The organism is Desulfuribacillus alkaliarsenatis, from assembly GCF_001730225.1.
GTDB classification, from domain to species: domain Bacteria; phylum Bacillota; class Bacilli; order Desulfuribacillales; family Desulfuribacillaceae; genus Desulfuribacillus; species Desulfuribacillus alkaliarsenatis.
In genome coordinates, this window is sequence record NZ_MIJE01000032.1 from 87,833 (window position 1) to 106,236 (window position 18,404).

At 36.1% G+C, this 18,404-nt stretch carries 18 protein-coding genes and 1 other annotated feature; of the genes, 1 reads left to right on the forward strand and 17 read right to left on the reverse strand.

The window, feature by feature from the left end; genetic code table 11:
- Window positions 1-40: 40 nt before the first annotated feature.
- The 4 genes from lepA to gpr all read right to left on the reverse strand — a co-directional run bounded on the left by lepA (window position 41) and on the right by gpr (window position 4,977).
- Complete coding sequence (lepA, locus tag BHF68_RS11185) at window positions 41-1,873, reverse strand: translation elongation factor 4 (protein WP_069643749.1); 1,833 nt, start codon at window positions 1,871-1,873, stop codon at window positions 41-43.
- Window positions 1,874-1,980: 107 nt separating this feature from the next.
- Window positions 1,981-2,409, reverse strand: a complete 429-nt coding sequence (locus BHF68_RS11190) for a hypothetical protein (RefSeq protein ID WP_069643750.1) — start codon at window positions 2,407-2,409, stop codon at window positions 1,981-1,983.
- A gap of 120 nt (window positions 2,410-2,529) precedes the next feature.
- Window positions 2,530-3,741 (reverse strand): stage II sporulation protein P, encoded by a 1,212-nt coding sequence (gene spoIIP, locus BHF68_RS11195; RefSeq protein ID WP_069643751.1) that lies wholly within the window; start codon window positions 3,739-3,741, stop codon window positions 2,530-2,532.
- Between the two features lie 87 nt (window positions 3,742-3,828).
- Window positions 3,829-4,977 carry a GPR endopeptidase gene (gene gpr, locus BHF68_RS11200; RefSeq protein WP_069643752.1) on the reverse strand — a complete coding sequence of 383 codons (1,149 nt, stop codon included), beginning with the start codon at window positions 4,975-4,977 and terminating at the stop codon, window positions 3,829-3,831.
- A 199-nt stretch (window positions 4,978-5,176) separates the two neighbouring features.
- Between gpr and rpsT the strand changes: the two genes are divergently transcribed.
- Window positions 5,177-5,446: a 30S ribosomal protein S20 gene (rpsT, locus tag BHF68_RS11205; RefSeq protein ID WP_069643753.1), complete on the forward strand. Its 270-nt coding sequence runs from the start codon at window positions 5,177-5,179 to the stop codon at window positions 5,444-5,446.
- A 56-nt stretch (window positions 5,447-5,502) separates the two neighbouring features.
- On the opposite strand, the gene holA is transcribed toward rpsT, so the two are convergent.
- From holA to BHF68_RS11270, 13 genes are all read right to left on the reverse strand, one after another.
- Window positions 5,503-6,471, reverse strand: coding sequence for a DNA polymerase III subunit delta (holA, locus tag BHF68_RS11210; protein WP_084019390.1), 969 nt, complete (start codon window positions 6,469-6,471; stop codon window positions 5,503-5,505).
- Between the two features lie 38 nt (window positions 6,472-6,509).
- A complete protein-coding gene (locus BHF68_RS11215) occupies window positions 6,510-6,923 on the reverse strand; it encodes a CoA-binding protein (RefSeq protein WP_069643754.1) in 414 nt (137 codons plus the stop codon).
- Window positions 6,924-6,939: 16 nt separating this feature from the next.
- Window positions 6,940-9,339 carry a DNA internalization-related competence protein ComEC/Rec2 gene (locus BHF68_RS11220; protein WP_069643755.1) on the reverse strand — a complete coding sequence of 800 codons (2,400 nt, stop codon included), beginning with the start codon at window positions 9,337-9,339 and terminating at the stop codon, window positions 6,940-6,942.
- 103 nt (window positions 9,340-9,442) lie between these two features.
- A complete protein-coding gene (gene trxA / locus BHF68_RS11225) occupies window positions 9,443-9,760 on the reverse strand; it encodes a thioredoxin (RefSeq protein ID WP_069643756.1) in 318 nt (105 codons plus the stop codon).
- 166 nt (window positions 9,761-9,926) lie between these two features.
- Window positions 9,927-11,210 carry a homocysteine synthase gene (locus BHF68_RS11230; protein WP_069643757.1) on the reverse strand — a complete coding sequence of 428 codons (1,284 nt, stop codon included), beginning with the start codon at window positions 11,208-11,210 and terminating at the stop codon, window positions 9,927-9,929.
- Between the two features lie 111 nt (window positions 11,211-11,321).
- Complete coding sequence (locus BHF68_RS11235; RefSeq protein ID WP_069643758.1) at window positions 11,322-11,966, reverse strand: helix-hairpin-helix domain-containing protein; 645 nt, start codon at window positions 11,964-11,966, stop codon at window positions 11,322-11,324.
- Window positions 11,967-12,001: 35 nt separating this feature from the next.
- Window positions 12,002-14,470: a leucine--tRNA ligase gene (leuS, locus tag BHF68_RS11240; RefSeq protein ID WP_069643759.1), complete on the reverse strand. Its 2,469-nt coding sequence runs from the start codon at window positions 14,468-14,470 to the stop codon at window positions 12,002-12,004.
- Window positions 14,471-14,560: 90 nt separating this feature from the next.
- Window positions 14,561-14,805, reverse strand: a binding site (T-box leader).
- Window positions 14,806-14,850: 45 nt separating this feature from the next.
- Window positions 14,851-15,609 (reverse strand): class I SAM-dependent DNA methyltransferase, encoded by a 759-nt coding sequence (locus tag BHF68_RS11245; protein WP_069643760.1) that lies wholly within the window; start codon window positions 15,607-15,609, stop codon window positions 14,851-14,853.
- A 10-nt stretch (window positions 15,610-15,619) separates the two neighbouring features.
- Window positions 15,620-16,000: a ribosome silencing factor gene (gene rsfS, locus BHF68_RS11250; protein WP_069643761.1), complete on the reverse strand. Its 381-nt coding sequence runs from the start codon at window positions 15,998-16,000 to the stop codon at window positions 15,620-15,622.
- Between the two features lie 3 nt (window positions 16,001-16,003).
- The gene (yqeK, locus tag BHF68_RS11255) at window positions 16,004-16,594 is read right to left on the reverse strand and encodes a bis(5'-nucleosyl)-tetraphosphatase (symmetrical) YqeK (RefSeq protein WP_069643762.1); all 591 of its coding nucleotides are present in this window, start codon (window positions 16,592-16,594) and stop codon (window positions 16,004-16,006) included.
- Window positions 16,581-17,174: a nicotinate-nucleotide adenylyltransferase gene (gene nadD, locus BHF68_RS11260; RefSeq protein ID WP_069643763.1), complete on the reverse strand. Its 594-nt coding sequence runs from the start codon at window positions 17,172-17,174 to the stop codon at window positions 16,581-16,583. The genes yqeK and nadD overlap by 14 nt, the downstream gene beginning before the upstream one ends.
- A gap of 34 nt (window positions 17,175-17,208) precedes the next feature.
- Window positions 17,209-17,499, reverse strand: a complete 291-nt coding sequence (gene yhbY, locus BHF68_RS11265; protein ID WP_069643764.1) for a ribosome assembly RNA-binding protein YhbY — start codon at window positions 17,497-17,499, stop codon at window positions 17,209-17,211.
- 51 nt (window positions 17,500-17,550) lie between these two features.
- Entirely contained in the window at window positions 17,551-18,390 is an 840-nt protein-coding gene (locus BHF68_RS11270) for a shikimate dehydrogenase (protein ID WP_069643765.1), read from the reverse strand.
- Window positions 18,391-18,404 lie beyond the last annotated feature (14 nt).

An 18,404-nucleotide genomic window follows, 5' to 3' on the forward strand; every position in this document is an offset into this window, starting at 1 on the left:
TGAATAGAAAAAACTCCAGGGAAAACCTGAAGTTAGTTCATTATTTTTTATTTGAATCGTCCATTTGCAATACTGCCATAAACGCTTCCTGTGGGACTTCAACGCTTCCTACTTGCTTCATGCGTTTCTTACCCTCTTTTTGCTTCTCGATCAGCTTTCTTTTACGACTGATATCTCCACCATAACATTTAGCCAGTACATTTTTACGCATAGCTCTAATTGTTTCACGTGCGATAATTTTTTGACCAATGGCTGCCTGTATAGGGACCTCGAACATTTGTCTTGGTATGATACCTCTAAGCTTTTCAACAAGCGCTCGACCACGGTAATATGCTTTATCACGGTGGACAATTAGTGAGAATGCGTCAACTTCTTCACCATTCAGTAAGATATCCATTTTCACAAGCTTCGACGGCTTATAGCCAATAAGTTCATAGTCAAAGGACGCATAGCCTTTCGTATGTGATTTCAGTTGATCAAAGAAATCGTAAACTATTTCCGATAATGGAATTTCGTACGTGATATTAACACGGGTTACATCTAAATATTTCATATCTTTATATTCGCCACGTTTGTTTTGACAAATCTCCATAACGGAACCGACATATTCGTTTGGTACCATAATACTAGCCTTAACATATGGCTCTTCAATCCGGTCTAGTTTATCTTGTGGTGGCATTTTTGTTGGATTATCGATTCTCACTAGGGTTTGTTCTGAGTCATTGAGATAGGTGTGGTAGACAACACTTGGAGCCGTTGTAATTAATGTTATGTCAAATTCACGCTCTATACGTTCTTGAATAATCTCCATGTGTAATAAACCTAGAAACCCGCAACGAAAACCAAAACCTAATGCACTTGATGTCTCTGGCTCGTATTTTAACGAAGCATCATTCAGTTCTAACTTCTCTAGGGCTTCCCTTAAGTCCTCATATTCAGTATTATCTACTGGATACATACCACAGAAAACCATCGGGTTAACTTTTCTGTATCCTGGTAACGCTGAAGATGCCGGACGCTTAGCTTCAGTGATAGTGTCACCAACACGGGTATCTTTAACATTTCTTATACTTGCTATTACAAACCCTACTTCACCGACATTAAGCTCATCCACCTTTATTGGATTAGGTGAAAATGTACCCAATTCAAGCACTTCAAATTCCTTCTCTGTTGCCATCATACGAATCCTCATACCCGGCTTTATACATCCATTAACAACCCTTGTATAAACAATAACTCCTCTATAAGGATCAAAATGAGAGTCAAATATTAATGCTTGTAATGGCTCTGAGACACTGCCACTTGGAGCTGGTACCTTTTTTACTACTTGTTCTAAAATATCTTCGATTCCTATTCCCTCTTTAGCAGACGCTAAAACAGCTTCACTGGTGTCTAGACCAATAACGTCCTCAACTTCTTGCTTTACTCTTTCTGGCTCGGCGCTAGGTAAGTCAATTTTATTCACCACTGGAAGAATCTCTAAATCATTTTCAAGCGCTAGGTAAACGTTAGCTAGCGTTTGTGCTTCAATACCTTGCGCTGCATCAATAATAAGCAATGCTCCTTCGCATGCAGCTAGGCTTCTCGAAACCTCGTAGGTAAAATCCACGTGTCCAGGAGTATCAATAAGATGCAACGTATATTCTTGTCCATCTTTTGCTTTGTAATTTAGTCGTACTGCTTGTAATTTAATGGTTATTCCACGTTCTCGCTCTAAATCCATTTTATCTAAAACCTGATCCTGCATCTCACGTGATGTTAAAGCTCCCGTAAACTCAAGAATCCGATCTGCTAACGTAGACTTTCCATGATCTATATGAGCAATAATTGAGAAATTTCTAATACGGCTCTGTTTATCCATATGATCACTCATTTACTAATACCCTCCTAATCGAAAATGCGCTAAAGCTCATTATAACAATTCATTAGGAGGACTGCAATGTTTTTAAAACACTACAATATCTTAAGTATACTATTTCATTATGCTTGTAAGGCTTTAGATAACAAATCAGCAATAAACTCTAATCCGAAAGCTAGTTTATCTATTGTCCATATAATTCCAGACTGCGCTTTTTTCTCTATTTTACTGTCTAAAACAATTGCAAGGTTGTTAATGCCTGCTGGATTATTGCTATCAACTGCATTCGTTGTTAACTGCTCTTGATTACTAATAGCTTCTACGTCCGCAAATTGTTTTTGCTGATTTATATTGCTGTCTATAGTAGTCTCTAAGTACTCAGTTTGTGAGATATACACGACGCTTGGGTTTTCATATATTCCCATCAAATCATACATGCTTTTTTCTACAACATAAAAACCAAGGGATATAAATGATGCCATTAAAAACAAAAGCAAGGAAATTATTAATACCTGTTCAAAATAACTTTTTAAATTTTTAATAGATTGCATGTAAATCCCCTCATTTTTAATCCTTCTATATAGATATAGTTAGAATATATACAGTTAGATTTTTTACTACTCTAGTATTATTATTAGCAAATCTAGTTTTTTTATACATTACTATATTAGCTATTGTATTTCTTCTAAATATAACTCAGCAATAATGTCTGCTAACACCTTGGCTGTTCGCTTTGCTTCTTCTAATGTATTGTCTACGCCACCAATTTCAATCAAAACATTATTCGGAGATAAATCTTGATTATACTGGCCTGCTTTCTTTGCCCAAATACCCCTAGATATACTGGGCACTCTATCTTCTATCATTCCTTCTATTTTTGCTGCAAACTGGTAATTAAATTGCCATGTAGGATTTAGTTGCCCGATTATAAACCAGACTGCTGCATAAGTCTCCCCGTTATGCTCGACTGTAGTTCGTGACCGGGGCGCTGAGTCTCTATGAATATCAAAGATAAATGGTATATTTTCGTTCTCTGCAAGTATAGATTCAACCTCGTCCTTTGAATAAACATATGATTTTGAGTAGGCTCCATGGGGTAGTTCAACCCAATAATCTCTAGAAGAATGAATAGTTGGTATCCCAAGCTTATTAAGTTCCTCAGCTAAATGCTTGCCTACCAGTGTAATATTATTAGATGCATGAAAAGCCTCGTTCGCCCTGTTCACTCCATCTAGCTCTGGAAGATATGCTTCGCGATTATGTGTGTGATAAATTAATATTGGTGGTCTATCATCTATATTAATTGGTTTTTTATCGGAGTCAGGTTCTTTATCTAAAGGCTTTTGATTAAGTTGATTATCTGGTTGCTCCAGCCCGCTTTGGTCTTGATTGCGTCCATCCTGTATGAGGTCATCATTTGAAAAAAGATAGTCGCGTGGAGCTATTTCTACTGGTGGAGCATAAATATCTAGCTGACTTCTATCTCCAATTAATTCTGCGGCCATTATACTAAAACCAGGTATTTCTTGATACAGAATGCTTTGTAGATTTCTCATTTCAATACCCGTAAACAACTTAGCAAAAAATGAATCTAACTCATATCCCGTACCATAAAAAGTTGCTACATGATTTGTAGCTGGTAAGGCTTTTATTTCACTTTGAAGAACATTTTTATAGGTAGCGACACTTACTTTATTAACTAACTGCTCAACACGGGACTTATCATCTGTACTACTTGTCAAGCTTTCCACACTAGATATAGTTAAACTTAATATTATTACTAGAAACATTGCACTTAATACAAACGTAATAAATGTTTTCTTGCGTTGAGAACTTGATAGATTCAGCATTACAGTACGAAATTTACGACGATTAATAGGCATTCGTATCCTCCCATAGGGTTGTCCTATTACATACTGTATGAATACGAATGCCTAGATATGACAAAATGACAAAAATTATTTTTAATTTTAGTGTGTATACATAGCTGCATCTTCAATCCCAATCTTCGGATGTAACGCAGCATTTAACCCGCCTGCTATAATATGGGCCATTTCTTCTATATATGTATCAATTTCTTTTGGTGTAACCATAAACTGATGACCTTCTGCTTTTAATACTTGTTGAATAAGCTGTTTTTTCTGATCTTCTGTTAAAGATTCATATTCAGTGTTAATTGTTTGATTCAAATTTTGATTATTCATGCTAGTTTGATTAGCTGCTGCTGTATTATGTTGTTGATTATTATTTTCTTGGACCTGCTCCATGGCTTGCTGACGTATCATATTCTTTGTTGCCATGTTTGTTATTCCAGTCGGCATGGGCATCGCACCCTTTTCTGTTATGTGGGCAGCCACGAATTCCATTGCATCATGAACTATCGTCACTGCATCTACTACCGTAGGAACCCCCACGGCTATTACTGGTATCCCTAAAGTCTCTTGGTTTAAAACTTTTCGGTTGTTACCGACACCAGCCCCTGGGTTAATGCCCGAATCGGCAATTTGTATAGTTGTATTGATTCTTTCAATGCTTCTTGAAGCTAGGGCATCAACAACTACAACAACATCTGGTTTTATTTGTTGGATTACTCCTAAAATTATATCTCCTGTTTCGATTCCAGTCTGACCCATGACTCCTGGTGAAATCGCGCTGATTGGACGAAATCCTTGCTCTACTTTATCAGGCATGACTTGAAAGAAATGCCTAGATATTAGTAAATTATCAGTTACCGCAGGACCAATAGCGTCTGGTGTTGCATTAGCATTTCCTAAACCAACCACTAAGACGCTAGCATTATCATTAAGACCTTCGATATATTTAGAGAATTCTTTAGCAAAAATTTTTGATACAGCTTTTCTTAGTGGTGTATCTTTCGTACGTAGGCCTGGTGCATAAATAGTTACATAGTTCCCTGGGGCTTTATTTATAGCCTGTGCCCCCTGTATATCCCTTACAAATACTCGTTCCACTTTTACTTTGTCGATTTCTTCTACTTCCTTGTCCACACCTGGGATTTGCTGGTTTTGACTAATATGCTCATGTGCTTCAACAGCTAAGTCAGTTGAGAAAAATGGTACATTAACTGTGTTAATATCGTGGTAACCTTTATGTGGCATACTTATTCCTCACCTTCTAATGAAATTGATTTCTTTCTTTTATTCTGTTATTCTTTTAATCTAAACTAATTTTATGCATTATTCACATACACAGAGATACGGATAAAATTTTCTTGTCATTTTTATTATTACATGATAAAATACTTTGTGTTATGTTTGTAAGTGTGACAGTACATACTGTCTAGGGAGGTGAAGTTAGATGGCAAATATTAAATCGGCAAAGAAACGTATTAGCGTTACAGCTAGAAAACATGAACGTAATGTAGTTATTAAATCAAAGCTTAAAACTGCCATTAAGAAGTTCGAAACAGCAGTAAATGATACTAATCTTGAATTAGCTCAACAGGAGTTATTACAAGCTACAAAAACCCTTGATAAGGCTGTATCAAAGGGAATTATTCATAAAAATTTAGCAGCTCGTAAAAAATCGCGCTTAGCTAATCGTTTAAATAAACTAGCTCAAGCATAAGAAAACGACCTTACATAGGTCGTTTTTATTTTTCTTATCAGTTAGGTTAGTTTGCTTTAATTAGATAATGTAAGAACAAATTTCTCTAAAGCAAGGACATCAGTTAATTTACCTGTTTTAATTTGTTCATCTGCCTGTGCTAAAGAGATAATAATCTTTCTAATTTGTGTGTAGCTAAAGGCCCGTGCTTGCTCTAGACTAATCTTTACAGCGTATGGATGTTGACCCACTTGGCTGGCGATTTGCTGCGGTGAATAACCCTTATCAGCTAATTCCTTAGCTAGTAACATCGTTCTAAATTTTTTCGTTATGAAAAACAGGATTAATATTGGCGACTCTTTATTTTTTAATAAATCATAAATTATCTGTAAACCCTGTTCAATGTCACGTTTTGCAAGTTTGTCAACAAATGAAAATAAATTTTGTTCCAATGAACGAGGCACAAGTAGAATAACATGCTCGGCTGTAATTTTACCCTGTCCAATATATAAACATAGTTTTTCTATTTCCTTAGATAAGATAGTAATATTTGAACCCGTTGACAGAACTAGCTTGTTTAAAGCTTCTTGTTCAATGCTACAGCCCATTGATTCTAATTTTTTAGTAACCCAATCTTCAAGTAGCTTGCCTTGAAGTTTTTCAAAAGAAATAATTGCTTTGTTTTTTTCCAGTTGTTTGGTTATTTTTTTTCTTTTGTCTAGCTTATCTAAATTCGTTTTTAATATGACAGTAGAGAAATCAGGTGGATTATCTATAAATTTCAAAAGCCCTTCTAAATCATGCGATTGCTTTCCAGAACCAGAACCAAAAAAATCTGCTGAGCCTGCAACGATTACCCTTTTCTCACCAATAAACGGAATAGTTTCTGCCTGTTGAATAACATTTTGAATTGGTGTCTCGTCTAAGTCAAAGACTGAATAATTCAAATCCTCTTTTCCGTCAGGAAGATATTTAGTAATCACCCTAGATACCCACTCGTTCATTAAAACTTCTTCACTACCATGTAATAAATATATATTTGACATATGAATCTCCTACTATAAATTTATCTATTACTAATTTTTTATCTAATTTGTGTCGTCGTCCTATGATAATCTATCTTTATACATTTATCCATAAATACTTCTACCCCTGCATTTTTTGCTGTTTGATATGCTTGTTCGTTTACTACACCAAACTGCATCCAAATTGCTTTAACTCCTTTTTCAATAGCTTCTTCAACAATAGGTAAAACATAGTCACTTCTTCTAAAAATAGTAACTATATCAATAGGTATATCAATTTCTGCCAGGCTACCATAGCATTTTTCTCCTAATATTTCCGTTGCCTTAGGATTAACCGGGATTATAGTAAAGCCCCTATTTTGCAAGTATTTTGCTACCATATAGCTTGGACGATCTTCACTTACAGATAAACCGACAACTGCGACTGTCTTTGCATCTTCAAAAACACGCTTCATGGCTAGTTCTTCATTCATACCTGAAACTACCTCCTTATTCAAGCATCGTATTTACAATTACATCGTTCTGACTGACTTGAAAGTGTATAGCACCTTGTTCATCTGTACGATATATCTCTGCTCCTATGTTATGTAAATTATCTAAAACCTGTTGATTCGGGTGACCAAAGCGGTTATATTTCCCCACACTTATTGCTGCATATTCTGGGCTTACCTGTTGCAAAAACAGTTCTGTACTAGATGTTCGGCTACCATGATGTGCTACTTTAAGAATATCTACTTGCAAATCGTACAGAGTGTCGTAAAGCAACATCTCTGTTTCGGCTTCAATGTCGCCAGTGAACAACACCTTTACGTCATAGTATGTTAATAATTTTACCATGGAAGTCTCATTAGGTGAACTCAATACCGATTTATTTATTTTAGGGTATAGAATCTCAAATACAATATCATCAACAATGATTTTATCACCTTCTGTTACTTGATACAGTTCTACACCAGAACGTTCAGCTAATTGCTTTAGTTCTTGAAATATTGGCCTTGGGTCATCATAGCCATAGATTAAACTGCCAACAGAGTGTTCTACTAAAACAGCAAACAGACCTTGAATATGGTCATAATCAGCATGACTCAAGAAAACGATATCAAGATGGCGCACTCCAATAGCATTTAAATAAGGTAAAACTACATGTTTTCCTATATCGTAATTACTACCTGGGATCCCACCACCGTCAATCAGAATATGCTTACCCTTAGGTGTTTCTATATGTATGGCATCCCCTTGACCTACATCTATTAGCGTAATATGTAATTCACCTGTAGGTAGCTTAGGAAAAAACACATATGCAATAACTACTATTAAGAACAATGAATTTATTACGATAGCTTTTACATGATAACGTTTATAATACAGCAAATATCCCATAAAAACTGTACCTGCAAAATAAATCAATACCCACCAGATTGATATTTCAGGAAAGCTACTTACAAACCTTGTAGCAAATTCAAAGCCGTCGGTTATACTTAGCATCAAGCTTGCACTATGCTTTAATATATACCCTGGAATAACAGTTAGCGCTGGATGAATCCATCCGAACATTAATAACATTATACCAGCCGGTAATATTAGGAAGCTAATGATTGGTAATATAAAAAACTGCGATATAAAAACAGACCAGGCAAACTCCTGAAAATAGTATACTAGTAACGGAAAAGCTAATATCTGTGCTGATATTGTAATAGCAACAAAGTTACGCAACCACGGCCATGAAAGGTGAGCTTTTCTAAGCATATAATCAATAATTGGCATAAACAATACAATACCTGCTGTGATTATAAAGGTAAGTTGAAATCCTGCAGCTAGCAGCAGTTTAGGTTCAAATAATATAATTACAAATGCAGCTAAAATCAGATTTGTGTAGACATCGCCCTTCTTGTTTATCAATAAAGCGATAAGCATAAGCATTGCCATAATAACCGCCCTTACTACAGACGGACTTGCACCTGTTAATATAGCGTACACAGGTAGCAATACTAGTAGAATCACATATGCCCTTTCCCTCGTTATAAATAGTAGACGGTCAGCAAAGAAAATCATGACAACGATGATGATTCCAACATGTAGACCTGATAATGCAAACAAATGGGCAAGGCCTAAATTGCGTATTTGGTCTCTAGTATCAAAATCTATATAACCACGATCTCCTAGCACCAATGCATTTACTATAGCAAATTCCCGATTTTCCATATAGCTATTGATAATGTTTTGATAGTATACCTTAGTATTATATACAAACCCTCGCAGCTTGTATTGAACACCTTCATGGGTGCCTATAACTTCAATTTGATTGTATTCTGTAATTAGCTTACCATCCCATCCTTGTAGCCAAAAATAACGTTGTTCATCAAACCCACCTGGGTTTCTTTTAAGGGAAGGCGCACGGTATTGACCCGTAGCATCTATTACCATACCTGGTATTATGTAAATAATTTCATCATCTTTATGTTCATCGTTCATATGTTCATCGTGATATATTCGAAGCTGTACGTATAAATCATCTTCAGACTTTAGTAGCAACCCTTTGTAGCTAGGTGTGTGCCATACCGAATTGACAACGCCAACAACACTAACTATTTCTCGGTCTTTGATTTGTCTTTCTATCCCTATTGACTCTATCCTAGTAAGTCCATAAATAGTTCCTGTAATTAAACTTACACACATTAGTAATATAAAAGTGTAGCTTAAACTCCAGGTTGAATTATTACTCCTAAAAACTAAGATTATAATTGCTAAAAGAGAAACGATAACGAAAAGTACTATAATTACGATAGAATCCATAATTAACATAGAAGCCTGTTTATTTAATTTTAACAATAAAGAAAGTAGCAAGCCAATTAAGAATGCTATTAATAACCAAAAAAGAGGACGACGCATAACCTACCCCCGTAGAACAGTATAGGGATAAATTCGCTATCGCCCTCTCATTTCCTGTAAATTAATACATAATCAAGACATATTAATCTTATTTTTATCTGTTTTACAGATTTTTATTTACTAAATCAACCAAACCCGCCTTTGGTTGAAAGCCTACAGCACGTTCAACAACTTCTCCATCTTTCATAATAACGATGGTAGGAACACCTTGAATTTTGAATTCAGCAGCAAGCTCTTGGTTTTGGTCAACGTTCACCTTTACAACCTTCGCCTTTCCAGCTAAGTCTGTAGCTAATTCTTCTAATACAGGTGTAAGCATCTTGCAAGGACCGCACCAATCAGCATAAAAATCTACAATCGAAACACCTGAATTAACTTCTGCCTCTAAATTTTCTTTCCCGACTACACTTATAACTGACATGATAGTAACCTCCTAGTGGTTGGTTATATTTTCGACTGGTATAACAATAAAACATTATACCCCTTCACGCATATATCTTATGCAATTCAGCCAATTATTTCAAGAAAAAATGGCATTATACTGCATATTAATATTCTATACCTGATTACTGATTACTGAATACTTGCTACTTACTATTTGCAAAAGCTTGTTCTAGGTCTTCGATTAAATCAGCTGCATCCTCTATTCCAACTGACAGTCTAATCATATCCTCTGTAACACCAGTAGACTCTTGCTGTTCCTTAGTTAGTTGCTGATGTGTAGTTGATGCAGGGTGGATAACTAATGATTTTGCATCTCCTACGTTTGCTAATAGTAAGAATAATTTTAACGAGTCTATAAATTTAGTGGCTGCTTCAGTTCCACCTTTTATCCCGAATGTTAGAATCGCACCCTGTCCCTTAGGTAGGTATTTTTGGGCTTTATCATAGTTAATGTTATCCTTTAGTCCTGGATAATTAACCCAGCTTACACAATCATGCCCTTGAAGGAATTCTGCAATTTTTTGGGCGTTTTCACTATGGCGTTGCATGCGTAAATGTAAAGTCTCTAAGCCTTGTATCATTAGAAATGAATTGAATGGAGATATACAAGAGCCCATATCTCTTAACAATTGAACGCGCGCTTTAATAATATACGCTGCAGGTCCGACATCCCTTGTATAAGATACACCATGATAGCTTGTATCAGGCTCTGTCAGCCCTGGAAATCTTCCATTATCCCAATTGAACTTCCCAGAATCTACAATTACTCCGCCAATTGAGGTTCCGTGTCCACCAATAAATTTTGTGGCTGAATGCACAACAATATCAGCGCCAAAGTCAAATGGCTTAATTAGGTAAGGCGTACCAAATGTATTATCAATTATTAAAGGAACACCAGCATCATGGGCCACCTTAGCAACTGCCTCAATGTCTAATATATCAATTTTAGGATTACCTATAACCTCTGCAAAAACAGCCTTAGTTTTGTCATTGATTGCTTGTTTAAAGTTATTAGGGTCTGCAGGATCTACAAAATTAACTTTAACACCAAGTTTTGGCAATGTTACTGAGAACAAATTATATGTTCCTCCATATAGACTGCTAGCTGCAACTATCTCATCTCCTGAGCTAGCAATGTTTAGAATTGCATATGTAATAGCAGCCTGACCTGACGATGTTGCTAAAGCGCCAATTCCACCTTCTAATTCAGTAATTCTTTTCTCAAACACATCTTGAGTCGGGTTCATAATACGTGTGTATATATTCCCCATTTCCTTTAATGCAAATAAGTTAGCTGCATGCTCTGTATCACGAAAAACATATGAAGATGTTTGGTATATAGGTACCGCACAAGCCCCTGTAGTCTGGTCAGCATCATATCCGCCTCGCACTGCCACTGTATCAAAACGTAATTTTTTGTCAGTCATACTATTCCTCCTAAAAATGATGATATAAAATTTTATATAATATACCACAATTCACATTATATTACTATGTTTAATATGTTATTTTCTATCTGTTTATGTTTTCTTACTAGCTTATTGAATCGTAATGCTATCCTTAATGTTTTCAAATGTTACCTGTCCAATTCCACTGACATTAATAATTGACTCTATAGATTGAAATGCTCCGTGTTGCTCACGATACCTTATAATTGCCTCTGCCCTGCTAGGACCAATCCCTGGTAGGACTTGTAATTGTTCTTGTGTGGCCGTATTTATGTTCACCATACTATTTACATTATTGGAATCACTTGCACTAGCTATACTCGCTAAAGTGTTCCATGCTTGCTGCTCCTCTACAGAGGTGTAGACAATTACCTCTTGTCCATCAGTAAGTTTAGCTGCTAAATTTATTAAATCTAAATTGCCGTCAGCCAGCGGACCTCCTGCAGCGTTAACTGCATCAACAACCCTATTCGAGGTATCTAACTTATAAACTCCAGGGTTTTTAACCGCCCCTTTAACATGTACGTATATTTCATCATAAATCGGGGCGCTAACAATGTCCCGATCCCCGTTTTCTACTTGCGCACCGTCATTAATATCTTTTTGCTCGGATATTTCTATAATAATTCCAGTTTGTTGGATATGTGCTTTATAAAAATAAAAGCTACTAGCAATTAATATTGCACTAAACAAGATTATTATAAGAATTTTTTGTCGGTCTGAGATCGTTGTCATTGGTAGCGCCCCCTTAAATAATATTTAGGTCACATTTAACTAACAACTATGTTTATTAATTTTCCTGGTACAACTATAACTTTACGTACCTGCTTACCTTCTATTAATTCCTTAATTTTTTCATCAGCAAAAGCAAGCTGCTCTATTTCCTCCTTTGTGCTACTAGTCGCTACTACAAGCTTTGTTTTCACTTTACCATTTATCTGAGCTACAATTTCTACCTCATCTAAAACGAGTGCAGTCTCATCGTACTCAGGCCAAACAACAAGGTGAACGCTTTCCTTCTGACCAATCATTTCCCACAGCTCTTCAGTGATATGCGGCGCAAATGGCGCGAGCATTACTACTAAGTTTCTAATAGCTTCTTTAAATACAGCTTTGTTAGCCGATTCAGGATATTGATTAATCTTATTTACCAATTCCATTATTGAAGATATTGCCGTATTAAAATTATAGCGAACTCCCGTATCTTCTGTTACCTTCTTTATCGTCGCATGGATAGTACGATGCAATTCCTTGCTGTCTTTACAATCCAAATTGTACTCTAAGTCCTCGTTAAATAATTCCTTGTTCTCAGTGACAATTCTCCAAACACGATTTAAAAATCTATGGCAGCCTTCCACACCTTGGTCGTTCCAATCTAAATCTCTGTCTGGCGGAGCAGCAAATAATATAAATAGCCTTCCAGTGTCAGCACCGTATTTGCTAATTATCTCGTCAGGGCTTACGACATTCCCCTTAGACTTTGACATTTTTGCCCCTTCTTTAATTACCATACCTTGAGTTAATAAACTGTTGAAGGGCTCCTTAAAATTAACTAACCCTGAATCATATAATACCTTTGTGAAAAACCTAGAGTATAGTAAATGTAAGACAGCGTGCTCAATTCCACCAATATATTCATTAACTGGTAGCCAGTTATTTGCTTTATCAGATGCAAACGGTAATTCCTTATTTTTTGGATCAGTATAGCGTAAATAATACCAAGACGAACAGATGAACGTATCCATCGTATCAGTTTCACGTTTTGCGGCTTTCCCGCAGGTCGGACATGTTGTATTTAGATAACTATCTGATGTTGCTAATGGAGATTTGCTTCCCTGCGATAAATTTACATCATCAGGTAACAAAACAGGTAACTTCTCATTAGGAACTGGTACAATACCACATTCATCACAATACACAATTGGTATTGGTGCCCCCCAATATCTTTGACGCGATACAAGCCAGTCACGTAATCGGTAAGATATTGTCGCCTTGCCTAGATTTTGTTTCTCTAAATAGCTAGCTATTTCCCTAATCGCTTGTGTGTTTTTTTGCCCGTTGAAGTCACCACTATTGATTAATGTTCCTTCACCAACATAAGCATCCACTAATTGCTGTTGTTCATCATAATTAGCTTCCTCTGGGTTATATGGAGCTATTACTTGTACAATTGGCAGATTATATTTTTTTGCAAACAGAAAATCGCGCTCGTCATGTCCCGGAACACCCATAACAGCCCCTGTACCGTATTCCATTAATACATAGTTTGCTACCCATATCGGTACCTGTTCCTTAGTTATTGGGTGTACAGCGTATTGACCTGTAAATATCCCAATTTTTTCTGAATCTACTGAAGTACGTTCAATCTCTGATTTTTTGCGAATCGATTCAACAAATTCGAAAATTTCCTGTTCCTTATCAGTTCCAGCTACTAATTGTTGCACATATGGATGTTCAGGTGCTAAGACCATATATGTTACACCGAATAATGTATCTGGACGGGTAGTAAAAACAGAAACCTGTTCGTTAATTGTTGGTAAGCCGAAAACGATTTCAGCACCTTCACTCTTACCTATCCAGTTACGCTGCATTGTTTTAACTTTTTCAGGCCAGCCATCAAGGGTATCTAAATCTTGTAATAGCTTTTCTGCATAATCAGTAATTTTGAAAAACCATTGTTCTAATTCCTTCTTAACAACCTCTGTTCCACATCTCCAGCAGCCACCGTTTTCTACCTGCTCATTGGCAAGTACAGTTACACAGTCAGGACACCAATTAACAGCAGCTTTCTTACGATAAGCTAAACCCTGATCATAAAAATGCAGAAACAGCCATTGTGTAAATTTATAGTAATCAGGAGCACAGGTTGTAACCTCGCGGCTCCAATCATAGCTTACGCCTAATTTCTTCTGTTGACTTCTCATATAATCAATATTATCAAAGGTCCATTTAGCAGGATGTAAATTATTCTTGATAGCAGCATTTTCGGCAGGCATACCAAATGCATCCCAACCCATAGGGTGTAGTACATTATAGCCTTTCATGCGCTTAAATCTTGCAATTACATCTCCGATTGAATATACACGCATATGTCCCATATGTAGCTTTCCTGATGGATATGGAAATTGCTCTAAACAATAGAAATTTGGCTTGTCCGTTATATCCTCAGTTTTAAACATATCTTTATCTTCCCATTGCTTTTGCCACTTAGTTTCTACTTCTGCTGGGTTGTATTGCATTTTATTAGTTACCTCCTAATATAAGTAAATATTTGTTCTCAAACTACAATATTGTAAAAAAATCAAAAACCTCTCACCCCAAGCTATATAGCTAGGGACGAGAGGTTATCACACGTGGTACCACCCTAATTAGCAACCTTAAAACATGTATGCTCACTCAAAGCTTTAACGCAGCTTAGACGATCGATACTACCATTTCATAGGCAAATGCTACCCTGAAATGCTCATAAAGATAACTTAAGGGTGAGTTCATTATATTTCGCCACTAACTTCCACCAACCGTTAGCTCTCTATTGGTCAAACATATAACTAATAGTCCCTGTCACTGTTTTTATTTCGATTAAAATCAGTGTTAGTATATGAAATTTCTATATGCTTTGTCAAGGGCTTACCTTTTTAACAACCCAAAAATATCTGTCTGTAGCCTCTTCTATATTTTTCTCTAAATTAAAATCTGCAAACTCCATTGATATTTCAAAGCCGTTTTTATTCAATAAGCCTCTTACATCCTCGATAGTATATCCTTTTTGGATATGATATTCATCATGACGAAGGTATTTATTCTTTTGTTCTTTGGTCATTAACGTTACATCATAATGCAATTCAGATAATTGTTTATCAAAATGATTATGCCAAATACAAATTACATCATCAGCTACCTCAAAATTTTTCAAATCGTGTAATTGATGTTCCATCTTCGCAAGTGCTAATAGGTCAAAAATAAATAAACCACCTGGTTTTAGATTGTTATATATCTTGTTGAAGGTCACATCTAAATCGGCTATTGATGGTAAATAGTTCATACTATCGCAAAAAGAGTAGCAAATATCCATTGGTTCTGGTAGCTGTAGCTGAGTCATGTCTTCAAGCAGATAATTAACTCTTCTGCGTATTGGCAAGCTAAGCTGCAATCGCTTTTCTTCAGCAATAGTTAGCATCTCGTCAGAAATATCTATGCCCCATATTTGATGCCCATTAGCCGCAAGCTTCATACAAAGTGTTCCAGTTCCACAGCCTATATCTGCAATTCTTAACGGCTTTTCTTCTATTGCCTTATCAAGCACCTTCAACCACTGCTCATATGGTGCATCCTTCATTAGAAAGTCATAAAAATTAGCAAATTCTCGATATATACCCATAAAACACTACCTATTTTTCTTCTAACAGGCTATCTAATGGTATTTGTCGTGCATCTGCCCAGATACGCTCTAAATTGTAAAATTCACGTTCTTCTTGGCGGAATACATGGACAATTATATCGCCATAATCAAGCAGCACCCATTTGCCCTCTTGTGTGCCCTCAATACCCTTTGCCATAATATTATGTTTTTGCTTCAGGGTGTCTTCAACATGGTCTGCTAATGACTTCACCTGTGTAACTGACCTACCAGTACAGACAATAAAGTAGTCCGCAATCACAGATAGGCCTTCTATATTTAGTACCACCATATCTTCGGCTTTTTTTTCATCTAATAATTTTGTTATCACTTCAACGGTTTGTAAGTTTTGTTCTTTAGCTTGTATTGTCATATTTTATGTTGCACTCCTTTTAGTTAAAAAATAATTTCGTGCGTCAACAGTAATTTCTGCGATTAAAAAGTGTTTTTTTAATAATTTTTCGATATTTAAGTTTAAAGCTAGGTACATAGCTTCATCCAGGTTTTTCCAGGTCATATTACGTACCTCTTCAACACCCGGGAACGAACGACTTGGCTCTATGTAGTCAGCTAAGAAAATAATTTTTTCGATATCAGACATCATTTTCCTACCAGTGGTATGGTAACAAACTGCGTCAAATATTTCCTTACCAAAGGGATAAGATTGTACTAAGTAGGCACCCACTGGAGCATGCCAGATTGCTGGTGCCATGGCTAAAATATCTTTTCTACCGTGGTCTGTGAGAATATTGCGCATTTTTTCCTTTGGAAGTTCTTTGGCGTAGTCATGGAACAATGCAGCCAGCATTACTTTTTCAATTGACTGGTTATAGTGTTTTGCTAAGTCTTTAGCAACAACAATTACACGTTTAGTGTGTTCAAATCGTTGGAAAGATAATGCTTTGGAAACCTCAGATAATAACTGTTCCCATTTTTCGTCTGTAATCCATTCTTTACATATGTCCATATAAACGATTCTCCTTAATATATTGCCACGCCTCAGAAGTAACTATATAATTGACCGATTCTCCATTAGCAATCCGATTGCGTATTGTCGTTGACGATAAACTTATTATAGGTGTATCAACGTATACAATCGAGTCCTTATATTTTACACACTTTGCATCTTTAAGGCTTATTTCACCACCACGATTAAAGCCTACGATTTGACTATTATTGATAATATTATCTACGTACTTCCAGTTCTCTAAGTCATATATTGTGTCTGCACCTAATAATAAAAATAATTTAGCATCTGGATTTTGCTGCTTAATCCTTTCAATCGTGTACCATGTATAAGATACAGGTTCTTGTGATACTAATTCTATATCAGAGACCTCAAAATACGGGTTGCTTTTAATACTTAAAGCAAGCATGTTTAGACGGTGCCTAGGGTCAGTGATGCTCTTTCCCTGTTTGTGGGGTGGAGTTTTAGCAGGCACAAACAATATTTTATCAAGTTTTAACGCGTTACGAATCCAATCAGCGCATATTAAGTGGCCAATATGTACGGGATCAAACGTCCCACCATATATTCCTATCCTCACAAATTAAACCGTCCTTTTATTGATAATAATTTTATTATGGCAATTCAATTTTTTTCTTCTCAGCAGATTCCTTATACAAAATAATCGTACTACCAATGATTTGCACAATCTCTGAATCAGTATGCTTTGCAACATATTCTGCTACCTGCTGTTTTTCTTCTAAGCAATTTTTCAACACACTAATTTTTATCAATTCGCGAGCCTCTAATGCCTCTGAGATACTCTTATAAAGATTACTATTAGCTCCACCCTTTCCAACTTGAAAAATTGGTTCAAGTGGGTTTGCTAATGAGCGTAAGTGACGTTTTTGTTTTCCAGTAAGCATATCTAAATCCTCCATCTTAAAACATATAATTTTTTATTGATTTTACCTGATTTATTGACTTGACTTGTTTTGTAAATGACTGTGTACTAATTGGTACATTTCTTTAGTTGGCGGCTCTTGGCCTGTCCATTTCTCAAATGCTAACGCACCTTGGTGTATAAACATACCTAATCCTCTATGAATTCTACACCCTACTTTTTGCGCTTCTAATAAGAGCTTTGTGTTTAATGGGTTATATACAATATCGCTTATAATTTGTTCACTATGTAGAAGACTAGCTGCAATTGGAGTGTGCTCAGTGTTTGGGTGCATTCCAATTGGGGTCGTATTTACAACTATGTCAAAGTCTTTTAAATCATTTTCTTCATTGAGTTGACTTGTTTTTATATTACCAATATTTATTAAATCATTGGCTATTTTCTGTGCTTTGGCTGCATTTCTTCCTAAGATAGTGATATCTGTAGATCCATTTACAATTAAAGCGTATACAATACCCCGTGCAGCCCCTCCTGAACCTATTATAGCCACCCGTTTGTCAGCGACTCGTATTTGTAGTTCTTGCTCTAATGATTTGACATAGCCTAATCCATCGGTATTATATCCTTTAAGAATACCATTTTCATTCACAATAGTATTCACAGCACCGATAAGCTTAGCTGATTCATCTAAAGCATCTAAGTAAGGGATTACAGATTCTTTATACGGAATAGTCACATTAACGCCTGTCATATCTAATGCCCTTATAGCCAATACAGCATTTTGTAGCTGCTCTGGCTTGATATCAAAGCTTTGATAATGGAATGACAAGCCCAATTTATTGAATGCAAAATTGTGCATCAAAGGTGACAGACTATGACCTACTGGATGCCCATATAAACCAACTAATCTCATGCTATTATCTCCAT